An 18,926-nucleotide genomic window follows, 5' to 3' on the forward strand; every position below is an offset into this window, starting at 1 on the left:
CACCTGCTGGTTCCAGCCACTTGCTCCAGGGAGTGGTGGCAGTTTCGCCGAGCGGCGCCTACCGATTGGCGGGAACGAACCGGATCATGTTCCAGGACACCGGCGGGAGCGAAGCCGTCAGCCGACGTCCCTCGATGCTCGCGCCCTCAACGCTGATCGGCGCGACCGCCTGCGGCGTCTCGATCGAGTTCACGGCGTCGAGGTCCTGCTCGCCGCCGAGGTGCAGGTGCTCGGTGACCACCAGGTCGCCGAAAGCCCGCAGGTCGATCTCCAGGCGGGCCCGGTCCTCGGTGTGCCGGTTCATCGCGAACACCGTGAGCTGCCCGCTTTCGCGGTCGTGCGTAGCCACCACGTCGACCAGCGGTACGTCGCCGTGCTCGGCGGTGTCGTAGAGGTCGGTGGCTGTCTCCACGCGGAGCACGTCGCCGACTGCGTGCCGAGCGGTGAGTGCGAAGGGGTGGAAGATGGTCTGTGCCCAGGCTGGGCGGTCCGGTTCGGCGCGGATCGGGCCGATCACGTTCACCAGCTGCGCGAGGCAGGCGATGGCGACCCGGTCGGCGTGGCGGAGCAGGGACATCAGCAGGCTGCCGAAGACCACCGCGTCCTGCACGGTGTAGGTGTCCTCGATCAGTCGGGGCGCCTGTTCCCAGTCCAGGTTCGTGTGGCCGGCGAAGCGGCTTTCCTGCCACAGGTTCCACTCGTCGAAGGAGAGGTTGAGCTTCTTGCGGGACTTCTTCTTCGCGGAGACATGGTCGGCGGTGGCCACCACGCCGTCGATGAAGCGGTCCATGCCGGCTGCGGCGGCCAGGAAGCTGGCGCGGTCCTGGCCGTGTTGCTCGTAGTAGGCGTGCAGGGAGATGTAGTCCACGTAGTCGAAGGTGTGCTCCAGGACCGTGGACTCCCAGGAGCCGAAGGTCGGCATGAGGGCGTTGGAGCTGCCGCAGGCGACCAGCTCGATGCCGGAGTCGACCTGGCGCATCGCCTTGGCGGTCTCGGCGGCGAGTCTGCCGTACTCCTCGGCGGTCTTGTGGCCGGTCTGCCACGGGCCGTCCATCTCGTTGCCCAGGCACCACAGCTTGATCGCGTGCGGCTCCTCGACGCCGTGCTTGCGGCGCAGGTCGGACAGGTACGTGCCGCCCGGGTGGTTGGCGTACTCCAGCAGGTCGCAGGCCTCTTGGATGCCCCGGGTCCCCAGGTTCACCGCCATCATCGGCTCCACGTTCGCCAGCTTCGCCCAGGCCATGAACTCGTTCAGGCCGAACTCGTTGGTCTCGATGGAGCGCCAGGCCAGGTCCTGCCGGCGCGGCCGCTCGGAGACCGGCCCGACGCCGTCCTCCCAGCGGTATCCGGACACGAAGTTGCCGCCGGGGTAGCGGATGACGCTGATCCCGAGGTCGCGGGTGAGTTCCAGGACGTCCAGCCGGTTTCCGTCGGCGTCGGACTCGGGGTGTCCGGGCTCGTGGATCCCGCCGTAGACGCAGCGGCCCATGTGCTCCACGAAGGAACCGAACAGGCGGCGGTCGACCGGCGCGACGCGGAAGGCCGGGTCGAGGGTGGCATGTGCTGTCAGCAAGGGATGGTCCTTTTACTTGATACCTGTTGCGGCGATGCCCTCGGTGAAGAACCGCTGGGCGAGCAGGAAGGCGACGGCCAGGGGCGCCAGCGAGATCGCGGCGCCGGCCATGAGGGCGGCGTGGTCCACGCCGGAGGTGCTGGAGAACAACGTCAGCGCGGAGGGCAGGGTCCGCATGTCGGTGCTGCTGGAGATCACCAGCGGCCACAGGAAGTCGTTCCACAGCGCCATGAACTGGATGACGAACAGCGAGGCGAGCGCCGGCCGCGCCAGCGGCAGGATGATGCGCCAGTAGATGCGCAGCGGACCGGCGCCGTCGACGCGCGCGGCCTCGTCCAGCTGCCGCGGGATCTTCACGAAGAACTGGCGGAGCATGAAGATGCCCAGGGCGCTCACCGAGCGCGGGATGATCAGGCCCTGGAAGGTGTTCAGCCAGCCGAGGTGGAACACGGTGAGGAACAGCGGGATCAGCATCACCTGGAACGGCACCATCAGCGTGAGCAGGATGGTCCAGAAGACGAAGTTCTGCCCGCGGAAGCGCAGCCGCGCCAGCGCGTAGGCGCACAGCGAGTCGATGAGCAGCAGCAGCACGGTCGTGCCGCCGGCGAACACGATGCTGTTCACCGCGAGCCGGAAGAACGGCAGCTGGGTGAACACGGCGTGGAAGCCGGAGACCGACCAGCGGTCGGGCCACAGCCGCGCCGGGTCGGCGTACAGGTCCGCCGGGGTGCGGAAGGCCACCCCGAGCATCCACAGGAACGGCACGACCGTGGCCAGCGCCGCGATCGACAGGACCGTCCACGCCAGAACCCTGGCGGTGGTTCTGGCCGTGCGCAGCACCGGGGCGGCCCAGGACGGCGCGGCGGTCAGCGCGGAGGCGTCGGTCAGCTCAGTCGTCATCGCGGTACCTCAGCATTCGGAGTTGCACGACGGACACGGCGATGATGATCAGGAACAGCACCCAGGCGATCGCACTGGCGTAGCCGAGCCGGAAGTCGACGAATCCGCGCTGGTAGAGGTACATGACGATGGACTCGGTGTGGAACAGCGGACCGCCGTCGGTCATCACGTACGTCAGGTCGAACAGTTGCAGGGCGTTGACCGTGCCGATCACGACCGTGAACAGGATCGCCGGACGCAGGGCGGGCAGTGTGACGTGCCGGAACCGCGCGATCGCGCCGGCGCCGTCCAGCGTCGCGGCCTCCAGCAGTTCCCTGCTGACCCCCTGGACCCCGGCGAGCAGGACGATCATCGAGAACCCGAAGTTCTTCCAGATCCCGACCACGATCAGCGCGGGCAGCGCCAGATGCGTGTCCTGCAACCAGGCTTGTGTGGGGAAGCCCAGCTTGCCGAGCCAGCCGTCGACGAGCCCGACCTGCGGGTCCAGCAGGAACTTCCAGACGATGCCGGACACGGCCAGCGAGGCGATCGTCGGGAAGAAGAACGCCGAGCGCAGCAGCATCGTGTACCAGGTGGTCCGGCGCAGCCACTGGGCCAGCGCCAGGCCGATCGCCACCTGGCCGACGACGACGAAGACGGCGTACACGAGCGTCACCTTCAGGGCGTTCCAGAAGCGTGAGTCGTGAAAGAGCTCGGTGTAGTTCCCGAAGCCCAGCCACTTGTGCGAGCCGTCGCCGATCGTCCAATCGTGCAGGCTCATCCAGCCCGACTGGACGATCGGCCACACGATGAACACGGCGGCCAGCAGGAACGCGGGCGCGACGAACAGGTACGCGGGGTTGAACCGGGACCGCCGGCTCCTGCCCCGGCGCTCCGGTCCGCGCGGCCGCGCCGGGGCGTCGGCCGCTGGTTCGGCGAGATGTGCCATCGATTGCCTTCTTCTCCGTCGTCAGCGGCGCTACCGCGTCAGCTCTTGCAGCCGGTGAGCTGGTTGATGGACTTCGCGGCCGCGTCGGCCGACTTCTGGGCGTCCGCGCCCCGGGTGAGCTGGCCCAGCAGCGGGGTGTAGATGTCGGTGTCGATCTGCGAGGAGGTGGGGAGTCCGGCCAGGTAGAGGCGCGCGGTCGGCAGCCCTTGGGCGAACACCGCGACGTTGGGGTCTGAGACGGTGACGTCGCTGCGCGCCGGCGGGTAGCCGGAGCCCTTGGAGAAGGAGGCCTGCGCGGTCTTTCCGGTCCACCAGCTCAGGAACTCCAGCGCCTGCTCCTTGTGCTTGGTGTTCTTGGCGACCATCATCGGCACGGTCGAGGCCAGGGTGACCGGGCCGGAGGAGCCGGCCGGGACCGGGGCGATGCCCAGGTCGATCCCGGCCTTGCGGAAGCCGTCGGCGGCCCAGGGACCGTTGAGCTCCATCGCCGCCTTCTTCGCCGAGAACAGCGTGTCGGCGTCGGCGCCGGTCTGGCCCACCGGGCTGACGTGCTGGTTCTGGACCATCCCGGCCCAGGTCGACAGCGCCTGCACGCTGGCCGCGGAGTCGATCGTCGCGCAGCCGTCCGGGCCGACGATGTCCCCGCCGTTCATCCACTGCAGGATCGGCCACATCTCGATGGTCTGGTGGTCGGCCAGCGAGATGCCGTACTGCGTCGGGCTCGCCCCGCCGAGTGTCAGCTTCTTGACGTCGGCGACGAACTCCTCCGAGGTCTTCGGCGGGTCGGTGATGCCGGCGGCGGTGAACATCGTCTTGTTGTAGTAGAGCGCGACGGTCGCCAGGTTCGCCGGGACCGCGTACAGGTGGCCGTTGACCGTGAACGCTTTGGTCACCGCGGGCGGGAAGGCGCTGGCGTTGATCTGGCTGTCGGCGGCGCCCACCGAGGAGTCCAGCGGCAGCACCGAATTGGTCTTGATGTAGTTGAAGATCACGCCCGGGTCGAAGTTCGGCGTCGCCAGGTCCGGGCCCTGGCCGGTGGCCCACTCCGCCGGCAGCTTCTGCCCGATGGCGTCCCAGGGCTGGATGTCCATGGTGACCTTGATGGTCGGGTGCGAGGCGTTGAACTGCGAGACCAGCGCCTGGTAGGAGGGTCCGTCCGGACCGGTGAACCCGGTCAGCACCGACAGCTTCACCACGCCGCCGCCCGACCCCGACACGGAGCCGGAGCCGGCCGGGGAACTGCTGCCGCAGCCCGCGGCGGTGAGCAAGCCGGCGGCGGCGACGGCCGCGGCGGCGACTTTCACATGCGTCTTCATGGCTCCTCGATGTCTGTGTCGAATCTCTGGATCTTGTCTATGACTTGTCTGCCTCGCGGCATACGGCGCGGGCGTGTGAGCCCCGTCACGGAAGGCGAAATCGGGGTGGGCTCAGTTCTACATCGTTGTCTACAACGTTGTAAAGGCGTACGCTGAGGCGATCGGAACTCACGGGAAGGGCGGACCCGACAGGTGCCCCCAACACTGAAGGACGTGGCCGAACGGGCCGGCGTCTCGATCAAGACGGTCTCGAACGTGGTGAACGGCTACGCCTTCATCACGCCGGCCACGCGCGAGCGGGTCGAGCGCGCGATCGCCGAGACCGGCTACCGCCCCAACCTCGGCGCGCGCAACCTGCGCAAGGGCCGGACCGGCTTCATCGTGCTGGCCGTCCCGGAGCTCGACAATCCGTACTTCGCCGAGCTCACCGGCCTGGTGATCACCGCCGCGCACCGCCGGCAGTGGACGGTGCTGGTCGAGCAGACGCAGGGCTCCCGCGAGCGCGAGCAGGCGGTCATCACCTCGATGGGACCGCAGCGCATCGACGCGGCGATCCTGAGCCCGCTGGCGATGGAGCCCGCCGATCTGCTCAGCGCCGACCCCGGGACCCCGCTGGTCCTGCTCGGCGAGCGCGACATCCCCGGACCCGCCGACCACGTCGCGATCGACAACGTCGCCGCCGCGCGCACGGTCGTGGAACACCTCGTCGGCATCGGCCGCCGCCGCATCGCGATCATCGGCGACCAGCCGGGCAAGAACGGCGGCACCGCCGCGCTGCGCACCGCCGGCCACCGCCAGGCCCTGGACGCCGCCGGTCTTCCCCCCGACCCGGAGCTGGTCGTCGCGGTCGAGAACTACCAGCGCGCCGACGGCGCCGAGGCGATGGCGCACCTGCTCCAGCTCCCCGAACCGCCGGACGCCATCTTCTGCTGCAACGACCTGCTCGCCATCGGCGCCATGCGCGCCGCCGCCGAACGCGGCGTCTCGGTCCCGCACCAGGTCGCCGTCGCCGGGTTCGACGACATCGCCGAGGGCAGCTACAGCCTGCCCTCGCTGACCACCATCGCCCCGGACAAGGCGGCGATCGCCGAGGCCGCGGTGGACCTGGCCGACCGCCGCGTCGACCCGATCCGCGGCGGACGCGGCGACCGCGACGCCGAGCCGCAGGACGTGCGCGCGCCCTTCGCGTTGAAGGTGCGCGAGAGCACGGCCGGGAGCGCGGCTGGGAGCGCGCGCTGACTGCCGACCGGCGGCGATCGGCTGTTCCGCGACCGGCCGCTTGCCAACTGACTGCTCTGCGACCGGCTGTTCGGCGACCGGCTGCTCCGCGACTGGCTGCTCGGGGACCGGCTGCTTGGCGACCGACTGCTCCGCGAGCGGCTGCTTGGCGACGGGCCGCTTGCCAACCGACTGCTCCGCGAGCGGCTGCTTGGCGACTGGCTGCTCCGCGAGCGGCTGTTCGGGGACCGGCTGCTTGCCAACTGACTGCTCTGCGACCGGCTGTTCGGCGACCGGCTGCTCCGCGACTGGCTGCTCGGGGACCGGCTGCTTGGCGACCGACTGCTCCGCGAGCGGCTGCTTGGCGACGGGCCGCTTGCCAACCGACTGCTCCGGGAGCGGCTGCTTGGCGACTGGCTGCTCCGCGAGCGGCTGTTCGGGGACCGGCTGCTTGGCGACTGGCTGCTCCGCGACGGGCTGCTTGCCAACCGACTGCTCCGCGACCGGCCGCCGACCTACTCGGCGATGCCCCGGGTGAGCACGACCAGCGTGATGAAAGTGCGGTAGAGGCGCAGGAGATCGTCGTCGGCGAGGTGGACGACGGTCGGGTCCGTGTTGTCGGGCTCGACGCGTTCCAGCCACGTCGCCATCTCGGCGAGGTCTGGGTTACGGAGGCGGACTGTGAGGACCGAGGGAGTCTCGATGTGGGCGGCGGGTGCGCTGCCGGATTCCCGCAATGCGGTGATCGCCTCCCGTGCCGTCTCCTCGATGAGCCGGGTGGCGCGCGCTGGATGGAGGCTCTCGGCGGCGAAGCGTGAGACCGACTGCTTGACCACGGCGGCGCGGGCTTCGGGCCAGAACGGCCGCAGTTCGCTGGCGGTCGTCTGGTCGCCGGTCACCAACACCACCGGGACGTTGAGGCTGTGGGCGACCAGCGAGTTGATGCCGGACTCCCCGGCGAGCGCGCCGTTGAGCCTGACCTCGGCGATCGCCGCCGGGTTGTAGGTGTGGGACAGCGTTGCCGGGCTGCCGGACGCCGAGCCGTGGTAGGACACGAAGAAGACCGCGTCGAAGGACTCGTCCAAGCCCTGCATCATGTACAGCGGCTTGTGGTGCCCGGACAGGTAGGAGGCTTCTCCGTGCAGCTGCTCGGGACGCAGGTTCGCCATCCGGCCGTGGGAGTCGTTGACGAGGAACTCGTGGGGTCCGCCGGCCCGGTTCGCGCCGTCGATCGCGGCGTTGACCTCGTCCTGCAGCAGGGCGCGGTAGTGCTCGTAGTCGTGCTGGCCGGGGCGGCACTGGTCCCAGTTGACCACCCCGGCGGTGCCCTCCATGTCGGAGGAGATGAAGATCTTCATCGGCTGCCGACCTGTCTCAGTGTTCCGCCATGGATTCAGTGCCTGACCTGTCCTACCTGCCCGAGCAGGACGGCCAGGTCGTCCGGTCGGGAGAGCATCGGCCAGTGGCCGGTCGGCAGCGGGTGCAGCTCGAGCTTCGTCATCAGGGCGAAGATCGGGTTGCCGGTCTCGGCGAGCTGCGCGACCTGCTCGGGGGTGAACGTGCAGGTGATCGCCGAGGCGGGTACCGGCATCGGGTCGCCGGGACGGTCGAGGGCGTCCGTCGTGGTGCGGAACGGCTGCGGACTGGCGAGTCCGCGCACGCGTTCCAGCTCCGCCTCGCTGATGCCGGCCAGGTTCACCGGGTCCTGCTCGGCGTCGAACGGCGGGGGCGGCAGCAGCCAGCCCTCGCCCTGCTCGGCGACCTGCCGGCGCTGCGCGTCCTGGGCCTGCGGCGGCAGGAAGTCGATGACGCCCAACCCCGAGGGCATCGGACCGGAGTCGACGTAGACCACTCGGGTGATCAGCTCGGGAACCTCGTCGATCACCCCGGTGACCGGCATGTTCGCGCCGCTGTGCCCGACCAGCACCACCTCGCGCAGGCCGTGCTCGCGCAGGTAGGCGACGATGTCCGCGATCTCGGTCCGCAGGTCGGTGTCGGGCTTGGCCTCCGCGGCGCGCTCGGCGATCCCGGGCATGGTCAGGGCGTGCACGGTGTGCCCGTCGGCGCGCAGCCGCCCGGCGACCGCGTCCCACACCCACGAGCCCAACCACAAGCCGGGAACCAGTACGAACGTCGCCATCTTCCCCACACCTCCCGGATCCGCCGCCGTTGCCGTCACCACCGACGATAGACGTCGCCCCTGACAAGTACCGCCGATAGTCTGGCCGGACCAACCAGCGTTCTCGGGAGTTCCATGACGAACCGGCAGCCGCCGCGGGCCCGCCTCACCGGCGCCGCAGGGCTCTTCTTCGACTTCGACGGCACCCTCGCCGGCATCCAGGAGGACCCTGAGACCGTGACCCCGGTCTCCGGCGTCATCCCCGCGTTGACGGCGTTGGCGCAGAGGGCGAAGGTGGTCGGCATCGTCTCGGCCAGACCGCTGTCCTTCCTGGCCGAGCACTTCGACGAGGTTCCGGGACTGCGGCTGTCCGGCTTGTACGGCCTCGAATCGAGCATCGCCGGGGAGCGCTTCACCGATCCGGAGGCGGCCGGCTGGGAACCGGCGATCCGCGAGGCGCGCGAGCGTGCGCAGGAGGAGCTCCCCGGGGACGTGCGCATCGAGGACAAGCGGCTGGCACTGGCCATCCACTACCGCTCCGCGCCGGAACTGCGCTCCGGCATCGAGGACTGGGTCAGCGCGACCGCTGCCGCCACCGGGCTCGACGTCCGCATCGGCCGCATGGTCGTCGAGCTGGTGCCGCCGGTGCGGCGCGACAAGGGATCGGTGGTCCGGAGCTGGTGTGAAGGCTTGGACACGGCTTGGTATTTCGGGGACGACATCGGCGACCGCGCCGCGTTCGAGGCGCTCGCCGAGCGGCAGCACGACAATCCCGGGTTCACCGCGGTCCGGGTCGCGATCGTGAACAGCGAGTCGGAGCACGGACTCGCCGAGCAGGCCGACGTGGTGCTGGACGCGCCGAGTGCGGTCGTGGGCTATATCGAGGACCTGCTGGACGTGTCGCGTCAAGGGTAACGCATTTAATTGACACTCTGCGGCATCGGATGCTTTAAACGCCGGTGAACCAAGTGGCGTTATGCCTGATCAACGCCTTGCCTGGGAAATGTTCGCCAGCGACCTTGCCGCGCATAACATCGTGGGTTTTATATGCATCCCATGATGCGCCCAGTCCGCACGCTGCTCTGTACCGCTCTCGTCCTCGCTCTTGCCCCGGCCGCCGCCTACGCCAACTCGCCCGCGAGCGCACCGACCGCCGCGCCGCCGGGTGCTGCCCAAACCGGGCAGCCGATTTACCTCGACACCCACTACTCGTTCGCCGAGCGGGCGGCGGACTTGGTGTCGCGGATGACGTTGCCGGAGAAGGCCGCGCAGTTGCAGACCAACAGCGCGCCGGCGATTCCGCGTCTGGGCGTGCAGGAGTACACGTACTGGAGCGAGGGGCAGCACGGGGTCAACACCTTGGGCGCCGACTCCAACCGCGGCGACGTTACCGGAGGCGTGCACGCGACGAGCTTCCCGGTGAACTTCGCCGCGACGATGAGCTGGGATCCGGCGCTGACTTATAAGGAGACCACCGCGGTTTCCGATGAGGTGCGCGGGTTTCTGGACAAGTCGCTGTGGGGGACCGGGCAGAACAACCTGGGACCGTCGGCGAGCGACTATGGCGCGCTGACGTTCTGGGCGCCGAACGTCAACATGGACCGCGATCCGCTGTGGGGGCGTACGAACGAGTCCTTCGGCGAGGACCCCTACCTCACCTCCACGATGGCCGGCGCGTTCGTCGACGGCTATCAGGGCCAGAGCATGACCGGGCAGCAGCAGACCCCTTATTTGAAGGTCGCCGCCACCGCCAAGCACTACTCGCTGAACAACATCGAGGACAGCCGGCACACCGGCAGCTCGGACACCACGGATGCGAACATCCGTGACTACTACACCAAGCAGTTCGCCAGCCTGGTGCGGGACGCGCACGTCTCGGGCATCATGACCTCCTACAACGCGGTGAACGGCACGCCGTCCCCGGCGGACACCTACACCGTCGACGAACTCCTGCAGGCCACCTACGGCTTCGCCGGCTACACCACCTCCGACTGCGGCGCGATCGGCGACGTCTACGGCGCCGCCTCCCACGGCTGGGCTCCGCCGGGCTGGACCAGCAACGGCACCAGCTGGACCAACAACGCCACCGGCCGGCAGATCTCGGCGGCGGCCGGCGGGCAGGCCTTCGCGATCCGCGCCGGCACGCAGCTCAACTGCGCCGGCGGGGAGATGACCGCGCAGAACATCAGCGCCGCCATCGACCTCGGGCTGCTCTCGAACGGGGTCGTCGACGCCACCTTGACCCGGCTGTTCACGGTGCGGATGGAGACCGGCGAGTTCGACCCGGCGGGCAAGGTCGGCTACACCAAGATCACCAAGGACCAGATCGAGTCCCCGGCGCACCAGGCGCTCGCCGAGCAGGTCGCCGCGAACGACATCGTGCTACTGCAGAACGGCGCGGTGTCCGGGACGTCGGCCAAGCTGCTGCCGGTCGACCCGGCGAAGACCGACAGCGTCGTGATCGTCGGCGACCTGGCGAACAAGGTGACGCTCGGCGGGTACTCCGGCGAACCGACGCACGAAGTGAACGCCGTGCAGGGCATCACCGCGGCGGTCCAGGCCGCCAACCCCTCGGCGACCGTCACCTTCGACGCCTGCGGGACCGGAACACAGATCACCACTCCGGCGTCCTGCTCGGCCGCGACCCAAGCGGCGATCAAGAGCGCGAGCCTGGTGCTGGTGGTCGCCGGCTCCGACCTGAGCGTGGCCGACGAGGCCAACGACCGCAGCACCCTGGCTCTGCCGGGCAACTACGACTCGCTGATCAGCCAGGTCTCCGCGCTGGGCAACCCGCGCACCGCGCTGGTGATGCAGGCGGATGGTCCCTACGACATCCAGGACGCGCAGAAGGACTTCCCGGCGATCGTGTTCAGCGGCTACAACGGCCAGAGCCAGGGCACCGCGCTGGCGCAGGTGCTGTTCGGGCAGCAGAACCCCGCCGGGCATCTGGACTTCACCTGGTACTCCGGGGACTCCCAGCTGGCGCCGATGGACAACTACGGGCTGACTCCCTCGCAGACCGGCGGGCTCGGGCGGACCTACCAGTACTTCACCGGTACGCCGACCTACCCGTTCGGCTACGGCCAGTCGTACTCCAGCTTCGCGTACTCCCACGTGCAGGTCGGTCCGCAGAACACGAACGCCGACGGGACCGTGCACGTCTCCTTCGACGTGAAGAACACCGGAACCGTCGCCGGTACCACGGTCGCGCAGCTGTACGCCGCACCTCCCGGCGCCGGGACCAACGACACCACGCGCGAGCAGCTCGCCGGATTCCAGAAGACGAACACGCTCAAGCCGGGCCAGAGCCAGCACATCTCCTTGTCGGTCAAGGTCTCCAGCCTCAGTACGTGGGACGAGAGCAGCCTCAAGCAGGTCGTGGCTGACGGCGCGTACCAGTTCCGGGTCGGTCCGGACTCGGCGACGACCGCCGGTTCCGGCACGGTGAACGTGCACGGCACGATGACGCCACACGTGCAGTCCGTCGCCGTCCAGCCCGACCAGGTGGTCTTCACCGCGGGCCAGACGCTGGACCTCACCGGCGCCAACCCCTGGATCGCGCCCGACACCAACGCCTCGCTGGAGCAGAACCACGCGCCGGCGGCGAACATCGTCGAGGCGGCGAACGACGACCAGTCCTTCGCCGACCTGGCGCACTCTCATGTCCGCTACAGCACCAGCGACCCGAAGGTCGCCACGGTCAGCGCCGCCGGCGTGGTCACCACGCACGCGCCGGGCGCGGCGACGATCAACGTGACGGTGAACGGCGTGACCGGCACCGCCCCGATCGTCGTGCGGGACCCGTTCACGCTCCAGGCGCCGGCGATCGTGAAGCCGGCGACCTCGATCACCGCGACCGAGACGTTCACCAACTCCGGCGACAAGGCGGTGCGCGATGTGCGGTTCGGTCTGACCACGCCGTCGGGCTGGACCGCGACGGCGAACTCGCCGGTCTCGGTGTCCAGCGTCGCGCCCGGCCAGACGGTGACGGCCAGGTGGAGCGTCGCGGTCCCGGCGACAGCCAGCCCGGGGACGCAGACCGAGCTTGATGCCACCACCACACTGACCGGCGCGGCCGGTTCCTACACCGAGAACTCGGTCAGCGCAGTCACGGTGACCTCCGGCGCCACGCCGCAGCAGGCCACGCCGGTCATCACCGGGACGAGCCCGGCGGCCGGGTCCTTGCAGGTGGTGCTGAACAACCCCTCGGACACCGCGACCTCGGTGACGGCGGTCAAGTGGCAGCTCGGCAGCCTGTCGGGCACCGCGCCGGTCAGCGCGACGATCGCCGCCGGGGCGTCGACCACGGTGACGGTTCCGGTGACCGGTATCAGTTTCGCGACCATCTACCCGCTGACGGTCAGCAGCGTCATCTCCGGCGGCTTGGCCTCGGAGCCGCTGAGCGGACACGTCACGTTCCTGCCGGTGGTGAACAAGTCCCTGGGCAGTTCCTGGACGCTGGACCAGGTCCAGGACGGTCCGTCGGTGAACCTGTCGACCTCCGCGGACGGGACCTGGGGATCGTTGGACGGCTCCCTGCCGTACGGCGGCGATTCCTACCTGTCGGGCAAGATGTGGTTCGACTGGGACGCTCAGAACCTTTACGTCACCGCCGATATGACCGAGGCTGCGTTCTCACAGACCAATACCGCCGGGGACATCTGGAAGGGCGACAGCATGCAGGTATCGGCGACGTCAGGGATTCCGGGATCGTCGGTCGCCACGAGCGATGAATCCCTTGAGGGACACTACGAATACGGCGCTGCTCTGACTCCTGCCGGGTCGCAGCTCTACCGCTGGATCAGCCCGTCGCAGGGTGCCGGTCTGGTCACCGACGCCTCGGTGAACGTCACCCGGGACGAGGCGAACCACACCACGCTGTACGAGGTGGCGATCCCGTGGAGCGATCTCACCTCGCTGGCGCCGACGGCGAACAGCGTGTTCTCCATCTCGGCGATGTTCAACAACGTGGACACCGGCGTACGGAACGGCTACCTGCAGTGGGGCGGCGGCATCGGCGACAACAAGAACGTCGCCGAGTTCAACATGGCGCAGCTGATGCCGGCGGCCGGGTCGTGAGCGGGGACGGCAGCGGGCTCGTGAGCGGGGACGGCGAGAGCAACAACGGCAACAGCGGCGGATCCTCGACGCTGCGGATCGGCTTGATCGGGCACGGCTTCATGGGGCGGATGCACTCGCTGGCGTGGCAGAGCGTCGGTCGCGCCGTCGAGGTGCCGCTGGTGCCCGAGCTGATCGCGATCGCCGGACGGAACCCCGGATCGGTCGCGAAGGCGGCGCGCGCCTGGGGGTGGCAGTCCTGGACCGACGACTGGCGCACGCTGGTCGCCCGCGACGACATCGACGTCATCGACATCACCACGCCCGGCGCGCTGCACGCCGAGATCGCGCTGGCGGCGCTGGCCGCGGGCAAGCACGTGCTCTGCGAGAAGCCGTTGGCGAACACGCTGGCCGAGGCGCGGGAGATGACGGCGGCGGCCGAGGAGGCGGCGGCGCGCGGCGTGCTGTCCATGGTCGGGTTCAACTACCGGCGCACTCCGGCGCTCGCGCTGGCGCGGGATCTGGTGGCGCAGGGGCGGCTCGGCGAGATCCGGCATGTGCGGGCCGTCTATTTGCAGGACTGGATCAATGATCCGGAGTTCCCGCTGGTCTGGCGGCTTCGTAAGGAGGAGGCGGGGTCTGGCGCGCTGGGCGATCTCGGCGCGCATCTGGTGGATCTCGCGTACTTCCTGACCGGTCGGCGGATCACGGGCTTGAGCGCTCGGACTCGCACCTTCGTCGAGGAACGGCCGTTGGCGACGTCCGCTTCGGGACTGAGTGGCGCGGCGGGGAGCGAGCGCGGCCGGGTGACCGTCGACGACGCGGCGGTGTTCTTCGCCGACTGCGAGGGCGGGGCGCTGGCGACGTTCGAGGCCACGCGGTTCGCCCCGGGGCGCAAGAACGCGATGCGGATCGAGGTGAACGGCTCGGAGGGCAGTGTGGCGTTCGATTTCGAGGCGATGAACGAGCTGCAGTTCTACGACGCGACCTCGGACGCCGCCGGGGCGGGCTTCTCCCGCATCCTCGCCACCGAGCCGCAGCACCCCTATTTGGACGCGTGGTGGCCGCCGGGCCACGGGTTGGGCTACGACCACACGTTCGTCAACCAGAAGCGGGACCTGATCGAGGCGATCGCCGCCGGGAAGGCGCCGACGCCGTCGTTCGCCGACGGGCTGTACGTGCAGGGCGTGCTGGCGGCGGTGGAAGACAGTGCTCGGAACAGGTCCGCGTGGACTGCTGTGACCCAGGAGGCGTTGTGACGCGACCCATCACCTTGTTCACCGGCCAGTGGGCCGACCTGCCTTTCGAGGAGGTCTGCCGGCTGGCTTCGGAGTGGGGGTACGACGGCTTGGAGATCGCCTGTTGGGGCGATCACTTCGAGGTCGATCGGGCGTTGAAGGAGCCCGGGTATGTGGCCGGGCGCAAGGAGTTGCTCGCCAAGCACGGGCTCGAGGTCTACGCGATCTCCACGCATCTGGTCGGGCAGGCGGTGTGCGACGCCATCATCGACGGCCGGCACCAGGACATCCTGCCGGCGCGGATCTGGGGCGACGGCGACGCCGAGGGCGTGCGGACGCGGGCTGCCGCCGAGCTGGCCGATACCGCGCGGGCGGCGGCGGAGCTGGGCGTGCAGACCGTCATCGGCTTCACCGGCTCGCCGATCTGGCATCTGCTGGCGATGTTCCCGCCGGTGTCGGCCGATGTGGTCGAAGCCGGGTATGCCGAGTTCGCGCGGCGGTTCCACCCGATCCTGGACGTGTTCGACTCGGTCGGGGTGCGGTTCGCGCACGAGGTGCATCCGAGCGAGATCGCGTACGACTACTGGTCGACGGTGCGGGCGCTGGAGGCGGTCGATCACCGGCCGGCCTTCGGGCTGAACTTCGATCCGAGCCACTTCGTGTGGCAGGACCTTGACGCCCCCGGCTTCCTGTACGACTTCCGGGAACGGATCTACCACGTCGACTGCAAGGACGCGGTGCGGCGACTCAACGGACGCAACGGGCGGCTCGGCTCGCACCTGCCGTGGGGCGATCCGCGGCGCGGGTGGGACTTCGTGTCGACCGGGCACGGGGACGTGCCGTGGGAGGCGGTCTTCCGGATGCTGAACTCGATCGGGTACGCCGGCCCGATCAGCGTCGAGTGGGAGGACGCCGGCATGGACCGGCTGGTCGGCGCACCCGAGGCGCTGGCGTTCGTCCGCGGCCTGGCGGCGATCGAGCCGCCGCGCGCCTCCTTCGACGCGGCGTTCAGCCAAGGCGCCTCCGGCTGAGCTGACACGGTGGGGTGACGGACGCGGCGACGCGGCCGCGATACGTCACCCCACAGCACATCCCTGAGTTAGGGTCGCGTGCTGTGTTGCAGACGAGGAACAACGGAGCAGGGCCCTACGGCGCCGGCGTCACCCCGCGCCTGGCGATCGCCACCAAGCCGAGCCCCGCACCGATCACCACCCCCGACACCAAGCTCGGCGGCCAGCCGGTCTGGCTAGCCGCCCCCGCCTGGCCGCTCGACCGCGTCTCCGGCGAGCCGATGCGCTTCATCGGGCAGTTCCGCGTGCCGGGCGCGGGGGTGCGGCTGGCGTACTTGTTCATCACCGATGAGGACGGGGACGCCACCACCGCGGAGCCCTTCGGCGGGCGCAACGCTCTGATCGTCCAGCCCGACGGCCGCGTGCCCGCCGGTATCGAAGTGACTGCCACGGCGACCGGCCCGACCCTGTGCACACGAGGCCGCAGCTGGAACGAGTACGTCCCGGTCGAGCTCCTGGGGGAGCACGTCGAACTCGCGCCGGCGCAGGAGGCGGCGCTGGACGCTGACATCGCCTATGACGACGCGTTTCGGCGCGGCGAGCCGAGCCAGCTTCCTGACGGCGGGGAGTACCCGTGTAGCTATGTCGGCGGCCGCGCGCGGTATCCGCAGGCGCACTTGCCGCTGCCCCTGGACGAGAGCTGGGACTTCTTCCTCCAGCTCGAGGATGGCGAGGGGTGGGACGGGGAGCCCTATGCGCTGAATTTCGGTGGCGGCTATGGGTTCTTGTTCTTGTCCGCGGATGATCGGGAGGGCGCGTTTTTCTGGGATTGCAGCTGAGGCGGCTGACTTTGCCTACCGCGCTGACGCCTAGCGGCACATCCCGCTTCGCCGTTCAGCGAGCGCCGATCAGCCCTTGTCGCCCGCGCCCGCCGAGCCGGACTTCACGCTCTGTCGCTGGGCGCGGCGTTCGGCGGCGAGCTCGAGCTTGACCTGCTTGGCGAGGTCGGGTTGGCGGCGGGAGGTGATGATGCGGCGGACGCCGAGGCTGAAGGAGGCGGCTTTCACCAGTGGGCCGCCGGCGACTGCGCCGGCGATGGTGGTCACCGCTGAGACGTTGTCGGTCAGGGCCTCGATGTTCTCGCTGATGGCGGCGACCTTCACCATGCCGGCGTTACCGGTGTTCGCAGCCTGTTCCGCCTCCTCGATCAGCGGCAGGGCGGCGGTGGTGAGTGTGGTGAGCGTGCCCTTCAGTGTGAGCAGTAGCTCGGTGACCTGCACCAGCAGGAACGCCAGGAAACACGCACCGATCACCACGAAGACCGCGAAGATCAGCCCGACGATCTGGGCACCGGACATCTTGAAACTCCCGTCGCCGGACTCCGTCGAAAAGGCTGGCTTTGCAGCATAGACGCTAGCGGTCGGAAGCCGTGGGCGCTCGCCAACCGAGAGATGATCGGCGTGTCGGGACGGGGCTGTCGGCGGGGCGGTGCGTGTCGGCGGGGCGCGCGGGGCAAGGCGTCGGCGCACCGCGAGCGAGCTGTCACTCTTCCGTAAGGCCGATATGTCCGATTTCGGCGCGCCGCGGGCGGGTCGGCTCCCTAGCCTGGCTTGCATGAAGGCGTTCTCCTCCGGACTGCGGAGCCCGCGGTTGACCAGCCAGCTTGGGGTGTGGTTGGGCGGCATGTTCGGGGTGTGCTTTGTCACCGGGTTCATCAGCCATGAGATTCAGCATCCGGCTTCGTGGTTCTGGTGGCCTGCGCGGCCGGTGTGGCTCTATCGCGTCACCCAGGGCTTGCATGTGGCCACCGGGCTGGCGTCGATCCCGTTGCTCGGGGCGAAGTTATGGGCTGTCTTTCCGCGGCTGGTGAATCTGCCGACGGTCAAGAAGTGGACCCGGGTGCGGGACTGGGCTCAGCTGGTCGAGCGGGTCAGTGTGCTCGTTCTGATCGCCGCCGCGCTCGTGCAGGTCGTGTCCGGCGTGCTGAACATCGCGCGGTGGTATGCGGCGATGGGGTTCTTCTTCACCGTGTTGCACTACTGGACCGCGTGGATCGCGATCGGTGCGCTGCTCGTGCACGTCGGGGTGAAGCTGCCGGTGGTGCGGCGGGCGTTGTCGGCGCCGGTGCGTCCGCTGCGGAAGCCGCCGACGGGGCTGACGCGGCGCGGTCTGCTCGGCACGGTCGCCGCGACGTCCGCCGTGGTGACGATCGCGACCGTGGGGGAGACGGTGCGACCGCTGGCCGGTGTCTCCGTGCTCGGCGACCGGGATCCGCGCGTCGGGCCGCAAGGGCTGCCGGTGAACGCCTCCGCGCTGGCGGCCGGGGTGCGCACCGTCGCCACCGACCCCGGTTGGCGGCTGGAGGTGAGCGGCCCGGCGCGCACCGTGCGGCTGAGCCTGGACGACCTCGCCGCCATGAAGCAGACCACTGCCACGCTCCCGATCGCCTGCGTCGAGGGCTGGAGCTCCAGCGCCGACTGGACCGGCGTGCCGCTGCGCGACCTGGTCGCGATGGTCGGCGGCGACCACGGCAGCCAGGTCACCGCCGTGTCCCTGCAGCGGTTCAGCGCCTACGCGTCCTCTGTCGTCGCGCCGCCGCACGCCCGCGATCCGCACACCTTGATCGCGCTGCGCCTGCGCGGCGAGCCGCTGCACGTCGACCACGGCTACCCGTGCCGCCTCATCGCGCCCGACCGGCCCGGTGTCCTGCAGACCAAATGGCTGGCGCAGCTGATCGTGGGGAGTCCGGCATGATGTCGAAGCCTGATATGAGCGGTATGGCGTGGCTGCGGCGGCTTTTCGTCGGCGCCGGGCTGGCGATGATCGGCTTCGCCCTGTTCGGCGGCGGTGCGCCTAGCCTGGGAACGTCGCCCTACCTCACCTTCGTCGTCAAGGTGACGCTCGGGGTCCTGCTGCTCGTGCTGCCCCTGACGCTCGCCGTGGGGTGGCTGATCGGCAGGACCGTGCCGGTCGTCGCGCGCCCCGTGGTCCAGGGCGCCTGCATCGCGACCGCGCTGATCGTGGCGATCGCGCTGCCCTCGCTCCTGGGCTACGGACGCGACGCCGCCATGCCCTCCGCCCTGCCGCGCGACTACGCCACCGGACTGTGGACCGTCCTCGCCGTCGTCTGGGCGGCCGCCATCGTGCTGATCGTCGTACGGATCGTGCGACGCCGAAACCCCTCCTGAAGGAGCGCCTCCATGACCGACCAGCAGCCCATCGACGTCCTCGCCATCGACGTCCTCGCCGCCGCCGACCTCGGCGACGGCGACGCGCACACCGTCCCGGCCAAGCTCACCGGCTGGTCCGACGCGATCACCGTCTTCCGCGACGGCGACACCTACTACGCCCTCGACGACACCTGCCCGCACGAGAAGGCCTCGCTCGGCGAGGGCTGGCTGGAGAACGGCGAGATCGAGTGCCCGCTGCACCAGAGCCGCTTCAGCCTCAAGACCGGCGCCGTGACCTGCCTACCGGCGACCCGGAACGCCCGGACGCACAAGGTCGAGGCGATCGCCGGCCGGCTGTGGCTGACGCCGGGCCAGTCCCCGACCGACGCCGGCTGA

The 18,926-nt window shown here is 69.6% G+C and carries 16 protein-coding genes and 1 pseudogene; 9 read left to right on the forward strand and 8 right to left on the reverse strand.

Annotated elements, in window-relative coordinates; translation table 11 throughout:
- Nucleotides 1-58: 58 nt before the first annotated feature.
- From arfA to CACI_RS21370, 4 genes are read right to left on the reverse strand one after another with little or no spacing between them, the layout of a single operon-like run.
- Complete coding sequence (gene arfA / locus CACI_RS21355; RefSeq protein WP_015792910.1) at nucleotides 59-1,573, reverse strand: arabinosylfuranosidase ArfA; 1,515 nt, start codon at nucleotides 1,571-1,573, stop codon at nucleotides 59-61.
- Nucleotides 1,574-1,585: 12 nt separating this feature from the next.
- Nucleotides 1,586-2,473: a carbohydrate ABC transporter permease gene (locus CACI_RS21360; protein WP_015792911.1), complete on the reverse strand. Its 888-nt coding sequence runs from the start codon at nucleotides 2,471-2,473 to the stop codon at nucleotides 1,586-1,588.
- Nucleotides 2,463-3,401, reverse strand: coding sequence for a carbohydrate ABC transporter permease (locus CACI_RS21365; protein WP_015792912.1), 939 nt, complete (start codon nucleotides 3,399-3,401; stop codon nucleotides 2,463-2,465). Before CACI_RS21365 ends, CACI_RS21360 begins: the two co-directional genes overlap by 11 nt.
- A gap of 38 nt (nucleotides 3,402-3,439) precedes the next feature.
- The gene (locus tag CACI_RS21370; RefSeq protein WP_015792913.1) at nucleotides 3,440-4,717 is read right to left on the reverse strand and encodes an ABC transporter substrate-binding protein; all 1,278 of its coding nucleotides are present in this window, start codon (nucleotides 4,715-4,717) and stop codon (nucleotides 3,440-3,442) included.
- A gap of 192 nt (nucleotides 4,718-4,909) precedes the next feature.
- On the opposite strand from CACI_RS21370, the gene CACI_RS21375 reads away from it, so the two are divergent.
- On the forward strand, nucleotides 4,910-5,956 hold the full coding sequence (locus CACI_RS21375; RefSeq protein ID WP_015792914.1) for a LacI family DNA-binding transcriptional regulator: 1,047 nt from the start codon (nucleotides 4,910-4,912) through the stop codon (nucleotides 5,954-5,956).
- A gap of 24 nt (nucleotides 5,957-5,980) precedes the next feature.
- Here CACI_RS21375 and CACI_RS54335 read toward each other — a convergent pair.
- The 3 genes and pseudogenes from CACI_RS54335 to CACI_RS21385 form a co-directional block, all read right to left on the reverse strand.
- Nucleotides 5,981-6,307: pseudogene (locus CACI_RS54335) on the reverse strand (histone H1-like repetitive region-containing protein); the annotation flags it as partial.
- Nucleotides 6,308-6,450: 143 nt separating this feature from the next.
- Entirely contained in the window at nucleotides 6,451-7,293 is an 843-nt protein-coding gene (locus tag CACI_RS21380; protein WP_015792915.1) for a M55 family metallopeptidase, read from the reverse strand.
- 35 nt (nucleotides 7,294-7,328) lie between these two features.
- Nucleotides 7,329-8,075, reverse strand: a complete 747-nt coding sequence (locus CACI_RS21385; RefSeq protein ID WP_015792916.1) for an alpha/beta fold hydrolase — start codon at nucleotides 8,073-8,075, stop codon at nucleotides 7,329-7,331.
- Between the two features lie 114 nt (nucleotides 8,076-8,189).
- On the opposite strand from CACI_RS21385, the gene otsB reads away from it, so the two are divergent.
- The 5 genes from otsB to CACI_RS21410 all read left to right on the forward strand — a co-directional run bounded on the left by otsB (nucleotide 8,190) and on the right by CACI_RS21410 (nucleotide 16,199).
- Nucleotides 8,190-8,969 carry a trehalose-phosphatase gene (gene otsB, locus CACI_RS21390; RefSeq protein WP_015792917.1) on the forward strand — a complete coding sequence of 260 codons (780 nt, stop codon included), beginning with the start codon at nucleotides 8,190-8,192 and terminating at the stop codon, nucleotides 8,967-8,969.
- Nucleotides 8,970-9,101: 132 nt separating this feature from the next.
- Complete coding sequence (locus tag CACI_RS21395) at nucleotides 9,102-13,133, forward strand: glycoside hydrolase family 3 C-terminal domain-containing protein (RefSeq protein ID WP_015792918.1); 4,032 nt, start codon at nucleotides 9,102-9,104, stop codon at nucleotides 13,131-13,133.
- Nucleotides 13,130-14,371: a Gfo/Idh/MocA family protein gene (locus CACI_RS21400; RefSeq protein WP_015792919.1), complete on the forward strand. Its 1,242-nt coding sequence runs from the start codon at nucleotides 13,130-13,132 to the stop codon at nucleotides 14,369-14,371. Before CACI_RS21395 ends, CACI_RS21400 begins: the two co-directional genes overlap by 4 nt.
- Complete coding sequence (locus tag CACI_RS21405) at nucleotides 14,368-15,381, forward strand: sugar phosphate isomerase/epimerase family protein (RefSeq protein ID WP_015792920.1); 1,014 nt, start codon at nucleotides 14,368-14,370, stop codon at nucleotides 15,379-15,381. The genes CACI_RS21400 and CACI_RS21405 overlap by 4 nt, the downstream gene beginning before the upstream one ends.
- A gap of 83 nt (nucleotides 15,382-15,464) precedes the next feature.
- A complete protein-coding gene (locus CACI_RS21410) occupies nucleotides 15,465-16,199 on the forward strand; it encodes a hypothetical protein (protein WP_015792921.1) in 735 nt (244 codons plus the stop codon).
- A gap of 69 nt (nucleotides 16,200-16,268) precedes the next feature.
- On the opposite strand, the gene CACI_RS21415 is transcribed toward CACI_RS21410, so the two are convergent.
- Complete coding sequence (locus CACI_RS21415; protein ID WP_015792922.1) at nucleotides 16,269-16,718, reverse strand: hypothetical protein; 450 nt, start codon at nucleotides 16,716-16,718, stop codon at nucleotides 16,269-16,271.
- Nucleotides 16,719-16,974: 256 nt separating this feature from the next.
- Here CACI_RS21415 and CACI_RS21420 point away from each other — a divergent pair, with 256 nt between their 5' ends.
- The 3 genes from CACI_RS21420 to CACI_RS21430 are packed head-to-tail and all read left to right on the forward strand — an operon-like array spanning nucleotide 16,975 to nucleotide 18,926.
- Nucleotides 16,975-18,114: a molybdopterin-dependent oxidoreductase gene (locus CACI_RS21420; RefSeq protein WP_041540390.1), complete on the forward strand. Its 1,140-nt coding sequence runs from the start codon at nucleotides 16,975-16,977 to the stop codon at nucleotides 18,112-18,114.
- Nucleotides 18,111-18,548: a hypothetical protein gene (locus tag CACI_RS21425; protein ID WP_015792924.1), complete on the forward strand. Its 438-nt coding sequence runs from the start codon at nucleotides 18,111-18,113 to the stop codon at nucleotides 18,546-18,548. Before CACI_RS21420 ends, CACI_RS21425 begins: the two co-directional genes overlap by 4 nt.
- Nucleotides 18,549-18,560: 12 nt before the next feature.
- Nucleotides 18,561-18,926, forward strand: coding sequence for a non-heme iron oxygenase ferredoxin subunit (locus CACI_RS21430; protein ID WP_015792925.1), 366 nt, complete (start codon nucleotides 18,561-18,563; stop codon nucleotides 18,924-18,926).

The organism is Catenulispora acidiphila DSM 44928 (genome assembly GCF_000024025.1).
Lineage (GTDB): Bacteria > Actinomycetota > Actinomycetes > Streptomycetales > Catenulisporaceae > Catenulispora > Catenulispora acidiphila.

Excerpts from the sequence above, each read along its gene's own strand:
- CACI_RS21360 (WP_015792911.1), bottom strand. The coding sequence starts at position 2,473 with ATGACGACTGAGCTGACCGACGCCTCCGCGCTGACCGCCGCGCCGTCC.
- CACI_RS21365 (WP_015792912.1), bottom strand. The coding sequence starts at position 3,401 with ATGGCACATCTCGCCGAACCAGCGGCCGACGCCCCGGCGCGGCCGCGC.
- CACI_RS21370 (WP_015792913.1), bottom strand. The coding sequence starts at position 4,717 with ATGAAGACGCATGTGAAAGTCGCCGCCGCGGCCGTCGCCGCCGCCGGC.
- CACI_RS21380 (WP_015792915.1), bottom strand. The coding sequence starts at position 7,293 with ATGAAGATCTTCATCTCCTCCGACATGGAGGGCACCGCCGGGGTGGTC.
- CACI_RS21385 (WP_015792916.1), bottom strand. The coding sequence starts at position 8,075 with ATGGCGACGTTCGTACTGGTTCCCGGCTTGTGGTTGGGCTCGTGGGTG.
- otsB (WP_015792917.1), top strand. The coding sequence starts at position 8,190 with ATGACGAACCGGCAGCCGCCGCGGGCCCGCCTCACCGGCGCCGCAGGG.
- CACI_RS21395 (WP_015792918.1), top strand. The coding sequence starts at position 9,102 with ATGCATCCCATGATGCGCCCAGTCCGCACGCTGCTCTGTACCGCTCTC.
- CACI_RS21415 (WP_015792922.1), bottom strand. The coding sequence starts at position 16,718 with ATGTCCGGTGCCCAGATCGTCGGGCTGATCTTCGCGGTCTTCGTGGTG.
- CACI_RS21420 (WP_041540390.1), top strand. The coding sequence starts at position 16,975 with ATGAAGGCGTTCTCCTCCGGACTGCGGAGCCCGCGGTTGACCAGCCAG.
- CACI_RS21425 (WP_015792924.1), top strand. The coding sequence starts at position 18,111 with ATGATGTCGAAGCCTGATATGAGCGGTATGGCGTGGCTGCGGCGGCTT.
- CACI_RS21430 (WP_015792925.1), top strand. The coding sequence starts at position 18,561 with ATGACCGACCAGCAGCCCATCGACGTCCTCGCCATCGACGTCCTCGCC.